This window comes from Gelatiniphilus marinus, from assembly GCF_042684345.1.
Classification (GTDB): domain Bacteria; phylum Bacteroidota; class Bacteroidia; order Flavobacteriales; family Flavobacteriaceae; genus Gelatiniphilus; species Gelatiniphilus marinus.
On record NZ_JBHULK010000003.1, the window covers coordinates 167210 to 188673 of the forward strand.

Genomic DNA, 21464 nt, shown 5'->3' on the forward strand with positions numbered 1-21464 from the left:
AAATTCGTGAGGTCGGTTTTCTTCAATAATTCAATAAAAAAAACAGTATATGTCAGATAAAGCTACCTTAGAAATTAACGGTAATAAACACGAGTTTCCAATTGTTGTTGGAACAGAAAACGAAGTTGCAATAGATATAAAAACATTAAGAAGCGCAACAGGCGGGGTAACAACCCTAGATGCCGGATATAAAAACACAGGATCTTGCGAAAGTGAAATAACCTTTTTGGATGGCGAAAAAGGCATTTTAAGATATAGAGGTTACAGCATAGAAGAATTGGCTGAAAAAGCAGATTTTCTAGAAGTCTCTTATTTGCTTATTTTCGGTGAATTGCCAACCGCAGAGCAATTGGATAAATTCCATTCCGATATTAAAAAGAACTCTGTAGTAGATGACGATATAAGGAAAATCGTAGATTCTTTCCCTAAGTTTGCACATCCCATGGGCGTTTTATCATCGCTAACAAGTGCATTAACGGCATTTAATCCCTCGTCTGTAAATGTAGATTCAGAGGCAGATATGTACAATGCCATAGTAAAAATATTAGGCAAATTCCCGGTATTGGTAGCCTGGACCATGAGAAAAAAACAAGGCCTTCCTTTAGATTATGGCGATAACTCTTTGGATTATGGCGAAAACATCTTAAAAATGATGTTTAAGCAACCCAACCAGGATTATCATCAAAACAAAATCATATTAAATGCATTAAACAAATTGCTTATACTTCATGCCGATCATGAGCAAAACTGCTCTACATCTACAGTACGAATTGTTGGATCTTCGCATGCTGGCTTATTCGCTTCGTTATCGGCTGGCATTTCTGCGCTTTGGGGACCTTTGCATGGAGGTGCAAATCAAGCTGTTTTAGAAATGCTCGAAGCTATAAAACAAGACGGCGGCGATACAAAAAAGTATATGGCAAAAGCCAAAGACAAAACAGACCCCTTTAGGCTAATGGGCTTTGGGCATCGGGTTTACAAAAACTTCGATCCGCGCGCTAAAATCATAAAAAAAGCAGCCGATGAAGTGCTTGGTGATTTAGGCGTTAAAGACCCTATTTTAGAAATCGCAAAAGGCCTAGAGCAGGAAGCCCTTAACGACCCCTATTTTGTTGAGCGCAAATTATATCCGAATGTCGATTTTTATTCGGGCATAATTTACAGGGCCATGGGCATACCAACCGATATGTTTACCGTAATGTTTGCATTGGGCCGCTTACCGGGTTGGATCGCCCAATGGCGAGAAATGCGACTAAGAAAAGAACCCATTGGCAGGCCAAGACAATTATATATTGGCAAAACAGAAAGATCTTTTGTGTTTATAGACAAAAGATAGCCAGTACATGTTTAAAATTTGATAATCTACCAAAACAAGCTTCATGTTAATATGGAGCTTGTTTGTTTACAACACTTTGTTTTAACCAATTGATAGCAAATAAGCATTACCGTTAAAAAATTCTTAAAACAAGAATATAATTTTTAAGTTTGTTGCATGCTGAAACTCAATATTAAAAATGAAACCTCCAGATTGCGGGCAGTTGTTTTAGGAACCGCACAAAGCAATGGCCCAATACCCAAGCCCGAAGATTGTTACGACCCCAAAAGTATCGAGCACGTTTTGGCAGGCACCTACCCAATAGAAGCCGACATGGTTAAAGAAATGGAAGCCGTTGCCGCCGTTTTAAAAAAATACAATGTAACGGTGTACAGGCCAAAAGTTATAAAGCACTGCAATCAAATATTTTCTAGAGACATTGCATTTGTTATTGAAGATAAAATTATTAGAGCCAATATTTTGCCCAACAGAGAGGAAGAAGTAGAAGCTGTAAGGTATTTATGGAATCAAATAGAAGATAAGGACCGTATTGTCTTACCGCCAGAATGCCATGTTGAAGGGGGCGATGTTATGCCACATAACGATTACATTTTTATAGGCACTTATTCTGGAGATGACTATGCAGACTATATAACCGCGCGCACAAACAAAGATGCGGTTTTAGCCATAAAAGCGCTATTTCCAGAAAAAAAGGTAAAAGCTTTCGAACTTAGAAAATCCAACACAGACCCAAGAGAAAATGCATTGCATTTAGATTGTTGTTTCCAACCCATTGGCACTAACAAAGCCATTTTGCATAAAAACGGATTTTTGGTTGAAAGCGAATACGAATGGCTATTGAATTTCTTCGGAAAGGAAAACGTATTTGAAATTACCAAAGACGAAATGTACCACATGAACAGTAACGTGTTTTCAATCTCTGAAAATGTCGTTATTTCTGAGCAAAATTTTACCCGTTTAAATACCTGGTTGCGCCAACAAGGATTTACGGTTGAAGAAGTCCCCTATGCCGAAATAGCAAAACAAGAAGGTTTGCTGCGCTGCTCTACATTGCCATTAATTCGGGATTGATTTTTTTCTATGTTATTTCTTGTTTAAATAGTGCGGAATTGATTTAACTTTTTATATCTGTTGTTAAACGAATATGCATTCTTTTACTGAAAAATGTAGTTTTTTAAATCGTGCTTAAATCTTTTATTATTGTCAGTTATGTAACATAATTAGATCGTTTCCCTAAACTTGTTTCAAGCTTACATTCAGCAAATAACTGTATGCAAAATAATAATAAGATGCCGAAACAATCTCGATAGCTATCTGTACAATAACGTTGCGTTATATTATCGTTAATTAACGATGCGCAAAAATCATTATCTAATTTATTTTATAAAATAAAATAATTATACTTTTACAGCTAAATTTTACTTACATGCAGCAAACTACAAATACCATATTAATGGTTCGCCCTGTAAATTTTAGGATGAACGAACAAACGGCAGTAAACAATTATTACCAAGAATCCATTGATGGTGTTTTGCCCGAAACCATTAGTGCCAAAGCCCAAAAAGAGTTTGATGCCTATGTTGGTAAACTAAGAAGTATTGGCGTGCATGTAGTGGTGGTAAACGATACTGCCGAGTTTGATACACCAGATGCCGTTTTCCCGAACAACTGGATATCGTTTCATGAAAACGGGAATGTTGGGTTGTACCCCATGTTTGCAGAAAACAGACGATTGGAACGGCGCGAAGATGTTTTAACAGAGCTTGAAAAGGACGGTTTTTTAATCAATCAAATAGTGGATTATACCAGTGCCGAAGATGAAAATGTGTTTCTGGAAGGCACGGGCAGCGTGGTGCTAGACCGTGTAAACCGTAAGGCCTATTGTGCGCTGTCGCCTCGTGCCCACGAAGATCTGTTTATAGAGTTTTGCGAAGATTTTGAATTTACTCCGGTAATTTTTACGGCCTACCAAACCGTTGGAAATAAACGAGAGGCCATTTACCACACCAATGTTATGATGTGTATAGCCGAAACCTTTGCCGTAATTTGCTTAGATAGTATTGATGATAAAAAAGAGCGTAAAAACCTTATAAACCATTTAAAAGAAAGCGGTAAGGATATTATAGATATTACAGAGAACCAGCTGGCTAATTTTGCCGGTAATATGCTACAGGTAAAAGCGGCAGATGATGAATTGTATTTAGTTATGAGCCAAACCGCTTTTGATTCGCTTACTAAATCACAAGTTGAAAAGTTGGAAAAGCACACTAAAATATTGTCGAGTTCTTTAAATACTATTGAGGCTTGTGGTGGCGGAAGTGCCCGTTGCATGATGGCCGAGGTGTTTTTGCCTAAAAATTAATTGGCAAATAGCAGCGTTAGGGATTGATGCGGCATCCTTTATGCAAAGCTTTTTAATGAAAATATTATGGCTTGATATGGGGTGTTAGTTAATAATGAGATCCAGAAACAAGTTCGGGACTGCTTCGCAGAAAGATATAGCGGAAAGCCCGACCCGACAGGGTAACGCCCAAATGCACACAAACTGATTGTTTTGTTTAGGTAGTTGGTACGGGTTTGGATTTTGGTAACTGCACGTAAAACGTACTGCCTGCACCCAGAGTACTATCTACCCATATTTTACCGTTGTTTAGCTCTATAAGCTCTTTGCATATAGATAGGCCAAGGCCGGTGCCTTTCTCGTTAAGGGTGCCCAAAGTTGTAAAGGTGTTGTTTTTAAACAGCTTTTTTGTGTTTTCTTTGGATATGCCTATGCCCGTATCGGCAACGCTAACAATACAATTGCCATTGCTGATGCGATTTGAAATGGTAATGGTGTCTCCGGCTCTGCTGAATTTTAGAGCGTTTGCCAGAAGGTTTTGGATAATGATTTCAAACATGCTTTTGTCTGCGTAGGCAAAATCTCGCTTAGAGCGATTTATAAGGGTTATGCCTTTGTTTTCTGTACGTTGCTCGATTAGTTTTACTTTATCTTCCAGAACTTCCTGGATGTCGAATAGGGTGGGTTTGGGCTCTAACGATTGCATTTGCGACTTGGACCAGTTTAACAGGTTAAACAGCAATAGGGAGGCGCTATTGGCGTTTTCGCTTAGCTCGGGTATTAAATTGTCGAACTCTTCGCGAGATAGCGAGCCGTCTCTTAGCAAATCTATAAAACCATTGATTGAGGATAGGGAATCTTTTAAATCGTGCGATACTATGGAGAATAGCTTGTCTTTTACATTGTTTGCATTTTTAAGATGCTCTGTCTGTTCTTGATAGGCTTGGTTTTGTAATTGTATTTTTAGGTTTTTTTCTTCGAGTTCTTGGGTGTATTTTATGGTATTGTTTCGTTTTAGGTAAATTAAAATTAAAAAGGTAGATACTACCATTAATGCTGCTAGTAGGGCATAGAAAATAAGTTTAAACCTGTTGGGTTTGTCGTTGTTTTGTGGTAAGGCGTTGGTTTTTTCGGGAACTGGCTTGGTTTGGGTTTTAAGTGTTGGCACTGTTTTTTCGAGATTAGTATCCAACTCTTCTGGTTCTGGGATTTTTAAATTTGCTTTTACTAGGTTTTTGTCTTGTTCGTTTTTTAACTTATAGTATTCGCGTTGCCAAGCAAAAGCGCGGTCAAATCTGTTTTTTGTAGAGTCTAAGGCTTTCATTAGTTTGTAGTGCCTTAAAAGTTGTTTTTTGTTGTCTGTTTTTTTTGCAATAGTGCCAGCTTCTAGCAGTTGTTTTTCGGCTAAAACCAAACGTTTTTGTGCTATATTTAATTCTCCCAGGTGGTTAAGTGTAATAAGTAAATCAGATTTATCTTTTCTTCGTATGTTAAGGTTGTAGCCTCTTACCAAATATTTTGTGGCGGTTTTATAATCGTTAAACTTTAGGTATTCTCCACCTAGTTTGGGGTAAACACGCCTTAGTATCGAGTCTCGGTCTTCACCATTACTGGTGTTTATTAATTTTTGGTAGTATTCTATGGCTTTTCTGTGTTCTTTTCTATCAGAGAACAATTCTGCCAAATAGCTGTAAGATTCGCTTGCGCCATTAGTATCGTTTAGCTGCTCTTGTATCTCAAGGGCTTTAAGATAGTATGTTATGGCTTGGTCTGTTGCATTAATATTGTAATAGGCTTTGGCTAAATGGCTGTAGGCCAATTTAAGTTCTGTTATTAAATTGTGCTTTTCCAAAACTTCTATTGCAGATAAAGCGTATCGTAGCCCTTTTGCATAATTACCACGTTTAATTTCTAATAAACCAATGCTGTTGTTAACTTTAGCAATACCTACTACATTGTTTAGTTTGCTATACAGTGCTTTAGATTTTTGGTATCCGCTAACAGCATTTATATAGTCGCCGCGTTCTGCATAAATAAGCGCCTTGTAATATGAGGTTTCGGCTATGCCTATGTGGTAATCGATTTGGGTTGAGAGTTTTTCGCTTAAAATAATATGTTGTAAGGCTTTGTCAAAATCGTTTTGGCCGTATAGTAATTTTATAACTTTAAGAGAGGTATTTACTTTTAAGCTATCTTGATCTTGGTAAGCCAATTTAATAGAAAGACTATCCAAATCATTGGTTTGGGCAAACCCATAACCTATAGTTAATAATAACAATATCGTAATTATTTTCCTCATACTATATTTAAAACTACACCAATAACAAAGCAATAAAACGAGATAAAGATGCCTTATTTTGAGGGAAATAAAGATTACTCTATTAGGTTGTAATATTTATAAATAGATTTTTATGTTGTATTATAATAGCTTTACAGAACAAAAGTTGTAAAAAGAGAAACATAAAGCTAATTTCTGCGTTTTAATACCAAAAAATCAGATAAAAAGAACACTAAAATTTAATAACAAAAACCAGCAACAGACCAACTGCAAAAAACATGGAAAAACAGCACTTTTGTCGATAAGTTGCACATGGTGTTTTGTGTTTTTTTAAGCATGAAATGAATTATATATTAAGCCTCGTTTTTGCAAAAACCAGTTAATAAAAATTCTATCTTTGCACACTAAATTAAAAGGAGTTAGAAATGAGCATTCAAAATACCTTGTTAGATTACGTTAAAGCAGCTGTAAAATCTAATTTTAGCGTTGAGTTAGATACCATAGAATTTCAGGCCACCAGAAAAGAATTTGCTGGCGATATTACCGTTGTTGTTTTTCCGATGTTGCGTTTTATTAAAGGAAATCCCGTTCAAATAGGTAAAGCCATTGGTAATTATTTAGTTGAACATGTTGATGATGTTAAGGCATTTAACGTTGTAAAAGGCTTTTTGAATATCGAAATCGATGATAATTATTTCATCAATTTCTTCAACCTTATGAATACCAATAACAGCTACGGATTTGTAGATTCTAATACCGAAGCTAAAGCCATAATGGTAGAGTACTCTTCGCCAAACACCAACAAACCATTGCACTTAGGGCACGTAAGAAACAATTTATTGGGTTACAGTGTTGCCGAAATTTTAAAAGCGTCGGGTAAAAAAGTTTATAAAACACAAATTATAAACGATAGAGGCATCCATATTTGTAAGAGTATGTTGGCTTGGGAGAAATTTGGCAACGGCGAAACACCCGAAAGCACCGGATTGAAGGGCGATAAATTGGTTGGGAATTATTATGTAAAGTTCGATCAAGAATATAAAAAAGAGATCGAAAAATTAATAGCCAATGGCCAAAGTACAGAGCAAGCAAAAAAGAATGCACCCATTTTATTGGAAGCCCAAAATATGCTACTAAAATGGGAAGCTGGCGATGAAGAAACCGTGGCACTTTGGAAAAAAATGAACGGTTGGGTTTATGATGGATTCGATATTACTTATAAAAATTTAGGCGTCGATTTTGATACTTTATATTACGAAAGCAACACCTATTTATTGGGTAAGGAATTTGTTGAACAAGGTTTAAAAAGCGGTGTTTTTGAAGAAGAAGAGGATGGCTCGGTGTGGTGCGATTTAACCCAAGACGGCTTAGATAAAAAAATAGTACAGCGTGCCGATGGTACAGCGGTTTACATTACCCAAGATATTGGTACGGCCATACAGCGAATTAAAGATTTTCCAGATGTTGGCGGCATGGTTTATACCGTTGGAAACGAGCAAGATTATCATTTTCAGGTACTGTTTTTAATTCTGAAAAAATTAGGATTCGATTGGGCAAAAAACCTATATCATTTAAGTTACGGCATGGTCGATTTACCTTCCGGAAAAATGAAAAGTAGAGAAGGTACCGTTGTTGATGCCGACGATTTAATTGAAGACATGGCCAAAACCGCTGGCGAGATTTCAGAAGAATTAGGGAAATTGGATGGGTATTCTGAAACCGAGAAACAAGAGCTTTACAAAATTATTGGTTTGGGCGCTTTAAAGTATTACATTTTAAAAGTCGATCCTAAAAAACGCATATTATTCGACCCCAAAGAATCTATAGATTTTCAAGGCAATACAGGGCCGTTTATTCAATATACTTATGCCAGAATTCAATCTATAATTAGAAAAGCGAATTTTAATTATAATGTTACCTTGAGCGCAGCCGAAAGATCTTTGCACACTAAAGAAAAAGAACTCATTAAACAACTTCAATTATTTCCAGAAGTTATCCAAAATGCCGCAACACAGCATAGTCCGGCATTGGTTGCCAATTACACCTACGAGTTGGTAAAGTCGTTCAATTCGTTCTACCAAAACGTTTCTATTTTGGGCGCAGATAATGAGCTGGATAAAATATTTAGAGTCCAACTTTCAAATAAAGTAGCTTTAACCATTAAAAATGCATTTAGCGTTTTAGGGATACAAGTACCCGAAAGAATGTAATAATTTTATCAAAAAAGGAATTTCAATAATAACTAATTGCATAAGATTTAACTATTTTCGTATTATGCAAAGTCAGCTACAAGATTATATTCCTCGAGAGGCGATGCCGCAAGTTTTAAAACTTTTAGAGCACGACAACTTAACCGTTAAAATAAAAAACGAGCGCAAAACACGCCATGGCGATTACAGGCAATTACCAAACGGCAAACATCAAATTACAATAAATGCTAATTTGAATACCTACCGTTTTCTCGTAACTTTAATACACGAAATTGCCCATTTTGAGGCTTATAAAGCTTACGGTAGATATATTAAACCACACGGTTTAGAGTGGAAATACACATTTCAGCAACTCATGTTGCCGTTTTTAAACCCCAGTGTTTTTCCAGATAAATTGCTACCTCTTTTGGCACATCATTTTAAAAACCCAAAAGCATCGAGCGATACCGATGTAAAATTAGCTTTGGCATTAAAGCAATTTGATGTACCAAACAATAAAAGCTATGTTTTTGAAGTGCCTTTGGGACAAGCTTTTAAATTGTACAACGGTAAAATATTTAAAAAAGGAAACAAACGCGTAAAACGCTATGAATGTGTTGAGCTTATAACAGGTAAAATTTATCTTTTTAACCCAAATGCTGAAGTAGAGCTTTTAGATACATAACAAGTTTGTTTTGTTAGTTGAGCTTGTCGAAACCAAACAGGAAAGTTGTATCTTTTCAACCCGAATGCCGAGGTAGAATTATTAAATTGATTGTCATTTCTGCGAAGGCAGGAATCACACAAATAAAAACTAAATTTTAATGAACAATAATTATTATGCCATATTAATGGCAGGAGGCGTGGGCTCAAGATTTTGGCCCGTAAGTACAGAAGCTTTTCCCAAACAATTTCACGATATGTTGGGCACTGGCGATACGCTTATTCAAAAAACATTCAACCGTTTAGCACATTTAATTCCAAAGGAAAATATTTTCATTTTAACCAACGAACGTTACAACGATTTGGTTTTCGAGCAGCTTCCAGAAGTAACAAAACGTCAGGTTGTTTTAGAACCCGCCATGAGAAATACAGCACCTTGTATTTTGTACGCGTCGTTAAAAATCCAGAAAGAAAACCCAAACGCGGTAATTATTGTGGCACCAAGCGACCATTGGATTGAAGATGAAACGGCATTTTCTAAAAACGTGCAGCAAGCCTTTAGTTTTTGTGCCAAAAGCGATGCGTTAATGACGCTTGGTATTACGCCAACATTCCCCAATACGGGTTACGGTTATGTTGAGTTTGATAACGCTTCCGCGGAAGCGATAAAATCGGTAAATCAGTTTAGGGAAAAACCCGATTACCAAACCGCAAAATCCTTTATTGCACAAGGCAATTTTTTATGGAATGCCGGTATTTTTATGTGGAGCGTTAAAAGTGTTGTGGAAGCATTTAAAAATAACCAACCAACTCTGTACACTTTATTTGAAAAAGGAATAGATGCCTACAATACCGATTTTGAAGACGATTTTATTCGAGATAATTATGGTAAAGCTGATAACATTTCGGTAGATTATGCCATTATGGAAAAATCGAAAAACGTATTTGTAATCGCCGCAGAGTTTGATTGGAACGACTTAGGGACTTGGGGAAGTTTATACGATAAATTAAATAAAGATGAAGCGGGAAATGCAGTAGTAAATTCCAGAACATTAACTCAAGATGCCTCTGGTAACATGATACGCACCAAAAACGATAAAGTTGTTGTGGTTGATGGTTTGCAAGATTATATTATAGTTGATAAAGATGAGGTGTTGCTCATTTACCCTAAAGCAAAAGAGCAAGATATTAAAAAAGTATTGCAAAAAGTTAAAACAAACTTTGGTGACCATTTGGGGTAAAAATGGTCTAATTAATATCGCAATATTTTAATTGAAAATAACAGCCCTAAATTGTTATATATTCGTGTAATATTTGATTTCTATGTTCTGATTATTTTTTTTGGAATTTAGAAGTTTGATTTTCCAATTTTTTAAAATGTATGGAAGAAAATAAATTCAATTTTTCTGAAGAAGAAGAAACTAATAAAGAAAAAGATCAGGCCGTAGAGCAGTCTAAAAAAGCGATAAGAAAAGATGCCAAAGGCCTCTTCCAAAGCATTAAGCTGTTTTTTAGTGAACTATTGGATTTTCGCGACGATACCGATAGAGATGCCACCATAGAAGCCATAAAAGGCGACATCCCTTTTAAAGGCGCAACTGCTTGGATTTTAATCTGCTCTATTTTCGTAGCTTCGGTTGGGCTTAACGCAAACTCAACAGCAGTGGTAATTGGAGCCATGTTAATCTCGCCCTTAATGGGGCCTATTTTGGGGGTAGGGCTCTCCATTGCCATAAACGATATTGATACTTTAAAGCGATCGCTTATAAATTTAGCCACCATGATTGCGCTAAGTTTAATTACCGCGTTTTTGTTCTTTAGGTTTTTTCCGTTAAGCGAAGATACCTCAGAACTTTTAGGAAGGGTACAACCCGATATTCGCGATGTGCTAATCGCTTTTTTTGGTGGTTTGGCACTTATTATTGCGCGTACCAAACGTGGCACCATAGCCTCGGTAATATTTGGTGTTGCCATTGCCACAGCATTAATGCCACCACTTTGTACGGCAGGTTATGGTTTGGCAAAAGGTAATTGGGAGTACTTTTTGGGTGCCATGTATTTGTTTACAATCAACACCATTTTTATTGCATTGGCAACATTTTTAGTACTTAAAGTACTGCGTTTCCCTATGCTTAAATATGCCAATTCTAAAAAACGTCGATTCATTTCAAGAATGGCCATGTTATTGGCCGTAGTTGTTATGGTGCCTGCAGGTTTTACCTTTTTTAGCGTGTATCAAGAAAGTACTTTCGAGATTGATGCCCAAGCCTTTATAAAGAACGAATTGGGTGCGCTTCCACATCCCGAATACATCAAAAAAAATACAATATATAGCTTCGGCGGAAAAGAAAACAGCATTATAGAGCTTAATTCTTTTGGGCTGGATGAAATACCCGAGAGCACTATTTCGGTACTGCAAAGCCGTTTGGCATCTTACCCCGCTTTAAGTAAATATAACACCAAGCTTAAGTTTAACCAAAGCAGAAGCCAGGGGTTAGACAATTTTAGGTACATGGAAGAGTTAAGAACCAGGGATTCTCTGGATTTATTGTCGCAAAGCCAAAAAATAAGCTATCTGGAAAATAAGGTAAAACAACTCTCTAAACTGGAGCGTAGCTATATTCCTTTTGAAGAATTAGCTAAAGAAGTAAAGATTAATTACGAGGCTATCGAGCAGTTTTCGTATGCCAATGTTATAAATTCTAACTTTAAAAAAACAGATACTATTACGGTGTTTTCGGTAAAATGGATCGATTCTCTAACCAAAGAACCTGCAAGGGAAAAAGAAAAAGTAAAGCTTGAGAAATGGCTAAAGTTAAAGTTGGATTTAGATACTTTGGTGGTTAAACGGGTGAATTGATTTTGGGTATTGAATCACTCATTTTCCTCAATATACATTTTGCGTACTTTTTTAAATAAATTTGAAGAGTACACAAAATTTGTAACGGCTTCATTGTCGGTTTTAAAAATGGTTTCTTTAGAGCCTTCCCATGCTTTTAGCCCGTTTTTTAAAAACACTATTTTTTCGCCAATTTCCATAACCGAATTCATATCGTGAGAGTTAATTACGGTTACAATATTATATTCGTCTGTAATTTCTTGAATTAAATTATCTATAACAATGGCAGTTTTGGGGTCCAATCCAGAGTTGGGCTCGTCGCAAAATAAATATTTGGGGTTGTTTACAATGGCTCGAGCAATGGCTACCCGCTTTTGCATACCGCCAGAGGCTTCACTGGGCATTTTATTATGCGCATCGTCAAGATTTACGCGTTTTAAAACAAAATCTACCCGGTCTTCCATTTCGCTTTTGCTTTGTTTAGTAAACATTTGCAGCGGGAACATAACGTTTTGGGCAATTGTCATAGAATCAAATAGCGCACTGCCTTGAAAAACCATGCCAATTTCGGCCCGTAAATTACGTTTTTGGTCTTCGGTTAACTGCGAAAATATTTTTCCGTCGTATGCAATGGTGCCCTCTTCATAGGTAAACAACCCTAATAAGCATTTTAAAAACACTGTTTTTCCAGAACCACTTTGCCCAATAATAAGGTTGGTTTTTCCTTTTTCAAAAGTGGTGCTAATACCTTTTAAAACCTCTACGCCACTAAACGATTTATGTAAATTTTTTACTTCTATCATTGCCCAAGCATCATATCTGTTAATATATAATTCAATAAAATAATAACCACCGCAGTCCATACAAAAGAGGTGGTACTGGCTTTGCCAACTTCAAGCGCGCCACCCTTCATATAATAGCCATGAAACGAAGGTATAGTAGCCAAAACAAAAGCAAAAATAAAGGTTTTAATAAAGGCATAGGTTACATGAAACCCATCAAAATCTATTTGTAGGCCAAGTATATAATCTGCCAACGAGGTGTAGCCCCCAAGCACACAAGCGGCCATACCGCCCAAAATACCTAAAAACATACCAATAGCAATGGCAAAAGGATAAAGCATTAAGGCTACGGTTTTAGGGAAAACAAGGTAGTTTAAAGAGTTAATCCCCATTACCTCTAAAGCATCAATTTGCTCTGTAACACGCATGGTGCCAATGCTAGAGGTAATAAAAGACCCTACTTTACCGGCCATAATTATTGAGGTAAAAGTAGGTGCAAACTCTAAAATTACAGATTGCCTAGTAGCAAAACCTACCAGATATTTTGGAATTAACGGGTTGTCTATATTCAATGCTGTTTGAATGGTAATTACACCGCCCACAAAAAACGAGATAAAGGCAATTATACCCAAAGAGCCAATAATTAAATCGTCAATATCTTTAAGTATTAATGTTCTCATTACCGACCATTTGGTGGGTTTGCGAAACATTTCAGCAATCATTAAAAAATAAAGTCCAATATTATTAAGGTATGCCATATTTAAATTTGTTAATGCTAAAGTAAAGAAAGTTATAGAATTTAGCCTTAATTTTAAAGTATCATATTTTAAAATATGTATTTTTGAGGGTATAAATAAAATGTTATGTTAAAAACCACAGTTACTTTTTTTTTAGTTCTTTTATCGTACAATGTTTCTATGGCACAACGGCCACAAGAAAAAACGCAAAATAAGAATATAGAAATACTTAGCACAAAGCCTAAATTGGTTGTGGGCATAGTTGTGGACCAAATGCGCTACGACTATTTAACCCGTTTTGAAAGTAAATTTGGCGCTGGCGGATTTATGCGCATGATAAACCAAGGTTTTAACTGTAAAAACAACCATTTTAATTACGTACCAACTTATACAGGGCCAGGGCATGCCTCGGTATATACGGGTACTACACCAAAATACCATGGTATTATTGGCAATAATTGGTACGATAAGGCCATAAAAAAAAGAGTGTATTGCGCTGGCGATGATGCTTATAAATCAGTTGGGACTTCAGCCACCTCGGGGCAAATGTCTCCGCACCGCATGAAAACCACTACCTTTACAGACGAGAATAGGCTGTTTACCCAAATGCGTGGAAAAACCATTGGCATTGCCATTAAAGATAGAGGCGCGGTTTTGCCCGCTGGACATACGGCAAATGCCGCCTATTGGTTTCATGGAAAAGAGGAAGGTAACTGGATTTCAAGCACGTTTTATATGAATGAATTGCCAAAATGGGTAAAAGATTTTAATGCCAAAAAATCTGTTTCTAAATATCTAACCCAATGGCATACGCTTTACGATATTAACACTTACACCGAAAGTGGTAGCGATCTAAATACTTTTGAAGGAGGCTTTAAAGGAAAAGAAACCGCCACATTTCCGTACCAATTAGATGTTTTAAAAGATAAAAACGGCGGTTACGATTTGTTAAAAGCTACGGCTTATGGTAATAACCTAACTACAGATTTTGCTTTAGCAGCTTTAAAAGGCGAGCAATTAGGACAAGGCGAAGATACCGATGTACTGGCACTTAGCTATTCCAGCACCGATTATGTAGGGCATAATTTTGGGGTAAACTCCAAAGAAATTCAAGATACTTACCTGCGGTTGGATAAAGAATTAGAGCGATTGTTCAATGCCTTAGATGCACATGTTGGCAAAGGCAATTACACGGTTTTTTTAACCGCAGATCATGCCGCTATAGATGTGCCCGCGTATCTGCAATCTGTTAATATTCCTGCCGGATATTTAAATAATGGCAAAACAAGAAAGCAGTTTGAAGCTTTTATGGAAACCACTTTTAAAGATTCAGATTTAATTGAAAATATAAGCAACAATCAAATTTTCCTAAACCGGGAAAAGATTAAAACACTAGGTTTAAAGTTAACCGAAGTGCAAAACGCCATTGTAAACGAGCTTATAACTTACGACCATATCGATAAGGTTTACACCGCAACCACCATGCGCTCAACGCAATTTAACACGGGTATCGAAGCAATGCTACAAAAAGGTTTTAACCAAAAACGCTCGGGCGATATTTTAATAGTTCCAGATCCTGCTTTTATCTCCTATCATAAAACAGGTTCAACACACGGAAGTGGTTTAAATTACGATACCCACGTACCGTTGTTGTTTTACGGAAAAGGCATAAAACATGGGCAAACCTTGCAAAAAACAGACATTACCGATATTGCACCAACTATGTCGGCATTGTTAGGTATTAGCTTCCCTAACGGTTCTATTGGCAAACCCTTGGAATTTGTTTTAGATTAGTTTGAGCAAGCGCACCTTATATTCTATTGTGGCCATTATAATCGTTTTATGTGTTTATGGCTACGAGTATTTTTTAAACGAAGAAGAAAAAGCCAACGTTGTTTCTCAAGGTAAATCAGCTAAAAATGAAACCAACGCCTTTTTTTTGCCATCCAGTACCACGGGGCAAATCGTTCATCACCAAGGCTATTCGTTATCGTATAGCGAACCGCACGAGCAAGCGGAATGGGTGGCTTACGAGTTAAAGAAATCGCATCTTTCAAATTCGAATTTTACCCGCCCTTATTTTGAGGTTGACGAAGCTGTAAAAACCGGTTCAGCCCATTGGCGCAATTATAAAAATTCGGGTTACAATCGCGGGCATCTTTGTCCTGCAGCCGATAGGCGATACAGTAAATTGGCGCACGACGAAACCTTTTTAACCAGTAATATAAGTCCGCAAAAACACAATTTCAATGCGGGTGTTTGGAATACCTTAGAACAAAAAGTGCGTTATTGGGCCAGTAAGTACGATGGCGTTTTTGTAATAACGGGAGGCGTTTTAAAAGGAAAAATGAAAACTATTGGAGAAGAAGATGTTTCTGTGCCTAATCAGTTTTATAAAGTACTGATTGATTACAATAGCGGCGAAACTAAAATGATCGCTTTTTTGATGCCTCACAAAGATTCCGATAAACCCTTATATGAGTTTGTGGTTTCTGTGGATACTATTGAAAACTTAACGGGCATAGATTTTTTCCCTCAACTGGATGATGCTATTGAAAACAAATTGGAAGCATCCGGCAGTTATAAAGGTTGGAGTTTTAAATAGGTGGAATGCTTTTTTAGACTATTTGGGTGGTACGTTTAACGGTTCGCGGATATGCGCCGTTTTAATGGCTTATATCCACCGTTAAACGAAGGTATCTTTTTTTTCTGACAAAGTCAAGTTTTCGAGATTGTACTTATTTTAGTTTTTTTAGCATGCCTTTCCACCGTAAACCCCTAATAAATTCACCTTCTTTTTCAGAAACCAAATGCTCTAATTTTTGTTTTTTAGCTTTAAAATAACCCGCTAAATAATCTATAAATAATCTGAAACTATTCTTTTTAAAAGCCAATTTTAAAGCCGAAATAAATGTGATTACAAAACCATATCGCATTTTATACATGGCTTCGCCTTGCAAATATTTTGAGGCTTTATTATAGCTTATGCCTGTTGGTTTTAGGTGTTTTACTTTAAGGGTATCGTCGGTTAAAATTTGCCAGCCGTAAAATTGTGCCAGCAACTCATCAACCGTGTCCCAGCCCATTGAGGGTTTAAGTTTTCCTATTTCTAAAAAACATTGTTTTCTGTAAGCTTTTAAAGCGCCGCGAATGTGGTCTTTATTGGTTAGGTTTTCCAATACCCATTCGCCATGTTTTTCAATATAGCAAAACCCCGAAGCCATCCCTAGTTTTTCATTATTGTTAAAATGAAAAGCGAGCTGTTTTAAATAGTTTTCAGGGAAAATTAAGTCTGCATCAAATTTACAGACCACATCATAATTAGCATCTAAAGTTTCAAACCCTTTATAAAAGGCATTAATGATTTTTGTACCCGGTAAATGTTGGTTTGAAGATGAGGTATTTACCAATGAAATCCACTGGTGCTTTTCAGCGAAAGCTTCAACAATATCTTGTGTGTTATCGGTAGAATTATCATTAACCACAACCACTTTTTTGGGTAAATGGGTTTGGTTTACCAACGAATCTAAAGTCAGTTTTATTGAAGAGGCTTCGTTGTGCGCAGGAATGATGATGTAGAAATTCAAAGTTTAAAGTTTAATAATCAAAGTTAAACTTTTTAGGATTTGGAGTTTATGTTTTGGAATTTTTTATTTTTTCGGCATAAACAATATAGTATCTTGGTGTAAACCAACGTAAAATAGGGCGGATACCGATTTTTTTAGTGGGGTTGGTCCATTTTTTACTGTCCATGATTTTCCAGCCGGTTTTTTCCAGAAGCCAATCGAATTGCCAATCTTCAAACTCGTGGTAATGTCTGTCCAACATATCGGTTTTGCTTCGGTAAGCCGAGGAGAACCATAATTTAAGCGGCACGCTCGCCACCAATTTATCGGCCTTTATAGCTTTTAAAACGGTAAAGGGGGAGAGCAGGTGTTCGAATATTTCGAAAGCGGTAACAACTTCTGCATCAGAATTTGTAATGGTATATGTGTCGATATCCAAATCTTCACCTTTGGTGTTTTCAACTTTATAGCCATGGTCTTGCATGATTTTGGAAAACGGATTTGCAACGCCTAAATCTAAAATAGTTTCAGCAGTTGATATGTGTTTGCCTAAAAATTCAATGGTATGTTTAAAGCGTTTGTTCGGATAGCTTTTCTCGTACATGCAATAATTTGTTTTTTCATTTCCGCGAAAGCGAAAACCTTAAATAACCATTAAGCATATTAGTGCTGATAAACAATAGCATTAATATTCATACCTGCGCCAACACTAGCAAACATAATAATATCGCCTTTGTTTATCTGTTGGTTTTCCATTTTTCCATTTAAAATAAGGTCGTATAATGTAGGTACCGTTGCTACGCTAGAGTTGCCTAATTTACCTATGGTCATGGGCATAATGTGCTCTGGTGGTTGCATTTTGTAAAGCTTGTAAAAGCGCTTTACAATAGCTTCGTCCATTTTTTCGTTGGCTTGATGGATAAGGATTTTTTTTAGGTCTTTAATGTCTATTCCGCTTTTGTCTAAGCAGGATTTCATGGCTTTTGGCACGTTGCTAATGGCAAATTCGTAAATTTTTCTGCCATACATTTTTATGTAGCGACGTTTATCATTTATCTCTGGATTATTGGTTTCTCCAAAAAATATAAAATGGGCTTCATCTAAGGCAAAGGTGGCTGTTTCGTGAGTTAATATACCACCGGTTTCGTTTGATGCTTCTACAATAACAGCACCGGCTCCATCGCTATAAATCATAGAATCTCTATCGTGCGGATCGATAACCCGAGAGAGGGTTTCTGCACCAATAACCAAGCATGTTTTGGCTATTCCAGATTTTATAAATGCATTGGCTTGAATAACACCTTCTACCCAACCTGGGCATCCAAAAAGCAAATCGTAACCCACACATTTTGGGTTTTTAATTTTTAAAAGATGTTTAACCCTTGAGGCAATACTGGGTACGGTATCGCTTTGTTCTGTATTGTGTTTTACATCGCCATAATTATGGGCAACAATAATATAATCGATGTCTTCGCGATTAATTTTTGCGTTTTCAATGGCTTTTTCAGCTGCAAAAAAAGCAATATCAGAGGTGTTTAGTTTTTGTTCGGCATACCTGCGTTCTCCAATTCCTGTAATGGCTTTGAATTTTTCTACAATAACCTCGTTTGGGGCATTTATTGAAGAGCCATCGCTATTTAAAAACTCATGTTGATAGAAGTCTTCGTTTTTTTCTACATTGTTAGGAATGTAACTCCCCGTGCCTGTGATTTTTATAGTCATGAAAAAATAAAAAATTACTTTATGTTAAATAAGCGGGTGCAAGTTAAGGGTTTGTGCTTAAATTAAGGCTTTGTTTTGTTTCAATTTACGATGTTCAAAAGCCTAATTAGGCTTCGGCATAGGCTTCAATTGGTGTACAGGAACAAACTAAATTTCTGTCGCCATAGGCATCGTCAACACGTCTTACACTGGGCCAAAACTTATTGTCTTTCACATATTCCAATGGAAAAGCTGCTTCTTGTCTGGTGTAAGGAAATTGCCACTCATCATTCGTAATCATATCTAAAGTATGGGGTGCGTTTTTAAGCACATTGTTAGTGTTTTCTTTTGAAGCTTGGTCGATTTCTTTTTTTATTGAAATCATGGCGTCGCAAAAACGATCCATTTCGGCTTTACTTTCGCTTTCGGTAGGTTCGATCATTAAGGTTCCAGCAACTGGGAACGATACAGTAGGTGCATGAAAACCGTAATCCATTAATCGTTTTGCAATATCGCTTACCTCAATTCCGTGTGCTTTAAAAGCTCTGCAATCTACAATCATTTCGTGTGCTGCACGACCACGCTCTCCAGAGTACAGCGTATCAAAACTGCCTTGTAAACGCTGCTTGATGTAATTGGCGTTTAGTATAGCGATTTTGGTAGCCTGTGTTAAGCCGTCTGCTCCCAACATTTTAATGTAACCATAAGAAATCAAGCAAGCTAAAGCAGAGCCAAAAGGTGCAGCTGAAATGGCTGTAATGGCTTTGTCTCCGCCGGTTTTTACAACTGGGTTTCCTGGTAAAAACGGAACGAGTTGTTTGGCAACGCAAATGGGGCCAACACCGGGGCCGCCACCGCCATGCGGAATAGCAAAGGTTTTGTGGAGGTTTAAATGGCAAACATCTGCTCCGATATTGCCGGGGTTGGTTAAGCCAACTTGGGCATTCATATTGGCACCGTCCATATAGACTTGCCCGCCATTATCGTGAATAATTTGGGTGATTTCTTTAATGGCCGATTCGTAAACTCCATGTGTTGATGGATAGGTTACCATGATACAAGATAAATTAGCTGCATGTAATTCGGCTTTTTCGCGTAAATCGTTTACATCAATGTTTCCTTCTTCTGTAGATTTGGTTACCACTACTTTCATACCTGCCATTACTGCACTTGCTGGGTTTGTACCATGTGCAGAAGACGGGATTAAACAAATATTTCTGTGATGGTCTCCTCGCGATTCGTGATAGGCTTTAATAACCATAAGGCCTGCAAACTCGCCTTGCGCACCAGAATTTGGTTGTAAAGAGGTGGCCGCAAAACCAGTGATTTCTGTTAATTGATCTTCTAATTCTTTTAAAACCGTTAAATAGCCTTTGGCTTGTTTTAGGGGTGCAAACGGATGAATATTACCCCATTTAAACCAGCTTAATGGCAGCATTTCGGCAGCTGCATTTAGTTTCATGGTACACGATCCTAAGGAAATCATGGAATGGTTTAATGATAAATCTTTGCGTTCTAACGATTTTATGTAACGCATCAATTCGGTTTCTGAATGATGGGTATTAAAAACAGTATCGGTTAAAAATTCTGAGCGCCTTTGAAGCGGTTGCTCTATATTGTTGGCTTCTTCAACAGATGAAATTATAATGGTTTCTTTTTTTGCTGCCTGGGCGAAAATGGAAATTAAATAGTTAATATCTCTAGTGGTTGTGGTTTCGTTAATAGAAATAGTAACGGTTTCTTTATCTGGGTAATATAGGTTTACCTTTTTCTTGGTAGCAATTTTCTTTATTTTTTTAGCTTTTGTTTTTATTTGAAGCGTATCAAAATAAGAGGTGTTTACTTGCTTGTAGCCTATTTTGGTTAAGGCGTTGGCTAGCGTTACTGTTTTGTTGTGTACGTTATTGGCAATAAATTTTAAACCTTTTGGGCCATGATATACTGCATACATGCCAGCCATAACAGCTAAAAGTACTTGAGCTGTACAAATGTTTGATGTGGCTTTGTCTCTTTTAATATGTTGTTCTCTGGTTTGCAATGCCATACGTAAGGCTCTATTGCCATTGGCATCTTTGGTTACGCCAATAATACGCCCCGGAATATCGCGTTTATAGGCTTCTTTTGTAGCAAAAAATGCCGCATGAGGCCCACCGTAGCCCATAGGAATACCAAAGCGCTGGGTTGTGCCAACCACAACATCGGCACCAAATTTACCTGGAGCTTCTAGTTTTACCAAACTTAAAATATCAGCAGCAACGGCTACTTTAATTTCGGCTTCATTGGCTTTAGTGATAAAAGATTTTATATCTGTAATTTGGCCATCTTTACCGGGGTACTGTAATAAGGCTCCGAAAAATTCATTTGAAAAATCAAAGGCCTCTTCATCTCCAACTACCAATTCAATACCAATAGGGTTCGCTCTGGTTTGTAAAAGCGATAAGGTTTGTGGTAAAATATTTTTAGAAACGAAAAACTTATTTACACCTGTTTTTTTCTGACTGCGCGGGCGAACAGCAAATAATAAACCCATAGCTTCAGCCGCAGCGGTACTCTCGTCTAATAAAGAAGCATTGGCGATTTCCATACCTGTTAAATCGATAATCATGGTTTGGAAATTTAAAAGGGCTTCCAGTCTGCCTTGGGCAATTTCGGCTTGATAGGGTGTATATGCCGTGTACCAACCTGGGTTTTCAAGAATATTTCGTTGAATAACGGCGGGCATAACCGTAGGGTGATAGCCTAAACCAATGTAGGTTTTGCGCGCTTTGTTTAATTTAGATAAATCGTGGATATGAAGCAGGTATTCGTGTTCGGTCATGGGAGCGTCTAAATTCAAACCGTTTTGTAAACGAATATCGTCCGGAATGGTTTCGTAAATTAATTGGTCCAAAGAATCTGCACCAATGGTTTCTAACATTAGGTTTTGGTCGTCTTCTCTGGGGCCTATATGGCGTAGTGCAAAAGCTTTTGTATTCATTGCGTTAGGTTTTGAATAAATGTTTTGCAAAAATAAGCAATAAAAAGGATGGATA

16 protein-coding genes are annotated in these 21464 nt (G+C 37.0%); 9 read left to right on the top strand and 7 right to left on the bottom strand.

Translation table 11 applies throughout. The features are described from left to right. The first annotated feature begins 49 nt into the window (after positions 1-49). From ACFSQS_RS09580 to ctlX, 3 genes are all read left to right on the top strand, one after another. Positions 50-1336 (top strand): citrate synthase, encoded by a 1287-nt coding sequence (locus tag ACFSQS_RS09580; RefSeq protein ID WP_388017684.1) that lies wholly within the window; start codon positions 50-52, stop codon positions 1334-1336. 156 nt (positions 1337-1492) lie between these two features. Continuing rightward, positions 1493-2407, top strand: a complete 915-nt coding sequence (locus ACFSQS_RS09585) for a dimethylarginine dimethylaminohydrolase family protein (RefSeq protein ID WP_388017687.1) — start codon at positions 1493-1495, stop codon at positions 2405-2407. A gap of 355 nt (positions 2408-2762) precedes the next feature. Continuing rightward, positions 2763-3698: a citrulline utilization hydrolase CtlX gene (gene ctlX, locus ACFSQS_RS09590; RefSeq protein WP_388017690.1), complete on the top strand. Its 936-nt coding sequence runs from the start codon at positions 2763-2765 to the stop codon at positions 3696-3698. Between the two features lie 196 nt (positions 3699-3894). On the opposite strand, the gene ACFSQS_RS09595 is transcribed toward ctlX, so the two are convergent. Then, the gene (locus tag ACFSQS_RS09595) at positions 3895-5976 is read right to left on the bottom strand and encodes a tetratricopeptide repeat-containing sensor histidine kinase (protein ID WP_388017693.1); all 2082 of its coding nucleotides are present in this window, start codon (positions 5974-5976) and stop codon (positions 3895-3897) included. Positions 5977-6380: 404 nt separating this feature from the next. Between ACFSQS_RS09595 and argS the strand changes: the two genes are divergently transcribed. The 4 genes from argS (at position 6381) to ACFSQS_RS09615 (ending at position 11667) form a co-directional block, all read left to right on the top strand. Beyond that, on the top strand, positions 6381-8165 hold the full coding sequence (gene argS / locus ACFSQS_RS09600) for an arginine--tRNA ligase (protein WP_388017696.1): 1785 nt from the start codon (positions 6381-6383) through the stop codon (positions 8163-8165). 64 nt (positions 8166-8229) lie between these two features. Next, positions 8230-8829 carry a SprT-like domain-containing protein gene (locus ACFSQS_RS09605; RefSeq protein ID WP_388017699.1) on the top strand — a complete coding sequence of 200 codons (600 nt, stop codon included), beginning with the start codon at positions 8230-8232 and terminating at the stop codon, positions 8827-8829. Positions 8830-8968: 139 nt separating this feature from the next. Beyond that, a complete protein-coding gene (locus tag ACFSQS_RS09610; RefSeq protein ID WP_388017702.1) occupies positions 8969-10048 on the top strand; it encodes a mannose-1-phosphate guanylyltransferase in 1080 nt (359 codons plus the stop codon). Between the two features lie 140 nt (positions 10049-10188). Further along, on the top strand, positions 10189-11667 hold the full coding sequence (locus tag ACFSQS_RS09615; protein WP_388017705.1) for a DUF389 domain-containing protein: 1479 nt from the start codon (positions 10189-10191) through the stop codon (positions 11665-11667). A 14-nt stretch (positions 11668-11681) separates the two neighbouring features. Here the strand turns inward: ACFSQS_RS09615 and ACFSQS_RS09620 are convergent, their stop codons facing one another. Together ACFSQS_RS09620 and ACFSQS_RS09625 are read right to left on the bottom strand one after the other, a co-directional pair. Further along, positions 11682-12449 carry an ABC transporter ATP-binding protein gene (locus ACFSQS_RS09620; protein ID WP_388017707.1) on the bottom strand — a complete coding sequence of 256 codons (768 nt, stop codon included), beginning with the start codon at positions 12447-12449 and terminating at the stop codon, positions 11682-11684. Continuing rightward, positions 12446-13186: an MlaE family ABC transporter permease gene (locus tag ACFSQS_RS09625; RefSeq protein WP_388017710.1), complete on the bottom strand. Its 741-nt coding sequence runs from the start codon at positions 13184-13186 to the stop codon at positions 12446-12448. The genes ACFSQS_RS09620 and ACFSQS_RS09625 overlap by 4 nt, the downstream gene beginning before the upstream one ends. Positions 13187-13291: 105 nt before the next feature. Between ACFSQS_RS09625 and pafA the strand changes: the two genes are divergently transcribed. Further along, entirely contained in the window at positions 13292-14959 is a 1668-nt protein-coding gene (pafA, locus tag ACFSQS_RS09630) for an alkaline phosphatase PafA (protein WP_388017713.1), read from the top strand. 1 nt (position 14960) lies between these two features. Next, positions 14961-15770 carry a DNA/RNA non-specific endonuclease gene (locus ACFSQS_RS09635; RefSeq protein ID WP_388017716.1) on the top strand — a complete coding sequence of 270 codons (810 nt, stop codon included), beginning with the start codon at positions 14961-14963 and terminating at the stop codon, positions 15768-15770. Positions 15771-15903: 133 nt separating this feature from the next. Here ACFSQS_RS09635 and ACFSQS_RS09640 read toward each other — a convergent pair whose 3' ends face one another. From ACFSQS_RS09640 to gcvP, 4 genes are all read right to left on the bottom strand, one after another. Continuing rightward, positions 15904-16752 (bottom strand): glycosyltransferase, encoded by an 849-nt coding sequence (locus ACFSQS_RS09640; protein WP_388017719.1) that lies wholly within the window; start codon positions 16750-16752, stop codon positions 15904-15906. A gap of 46 nt (positions 16753-16798) precedes the next feature. Further along, positions 16799-17335 (bottom strand): methyltransferase, encoded by a 537-nt coding sequence (locus ACFSQS_RS09645; RefSeq protein WP_388017722.1) that lies wholly within the window; start codon positions 17333-17335, stop codon positions 16799-16801. Positions 17336-17394: 59 nt separating this feature from the next. Beyond that, positions 17395-18453, bottom strand: coding sequence for a 3-oxoacyl-ACP synthase III family protein (locus ACFSQS_RS09650; protein ID WP_388017725.1), 1059 nt, complete (start codon positions 18451-18453; stop codon positions 17395-17397). Positions 18454-18559: 106 nt separating this feature from the next. Beyond that, entirely contained in the window at positions 18560-21409 is a 2850-nt protein-coding gene (gcvP, locus tag ACFSQS_RS09655) for an aminomethyl-transferring glycine dehydrogenase (protein WP_388017728.1), read from the bottom strand. Positions 21410-21464 lie beyond the last annotated feature (55 nt).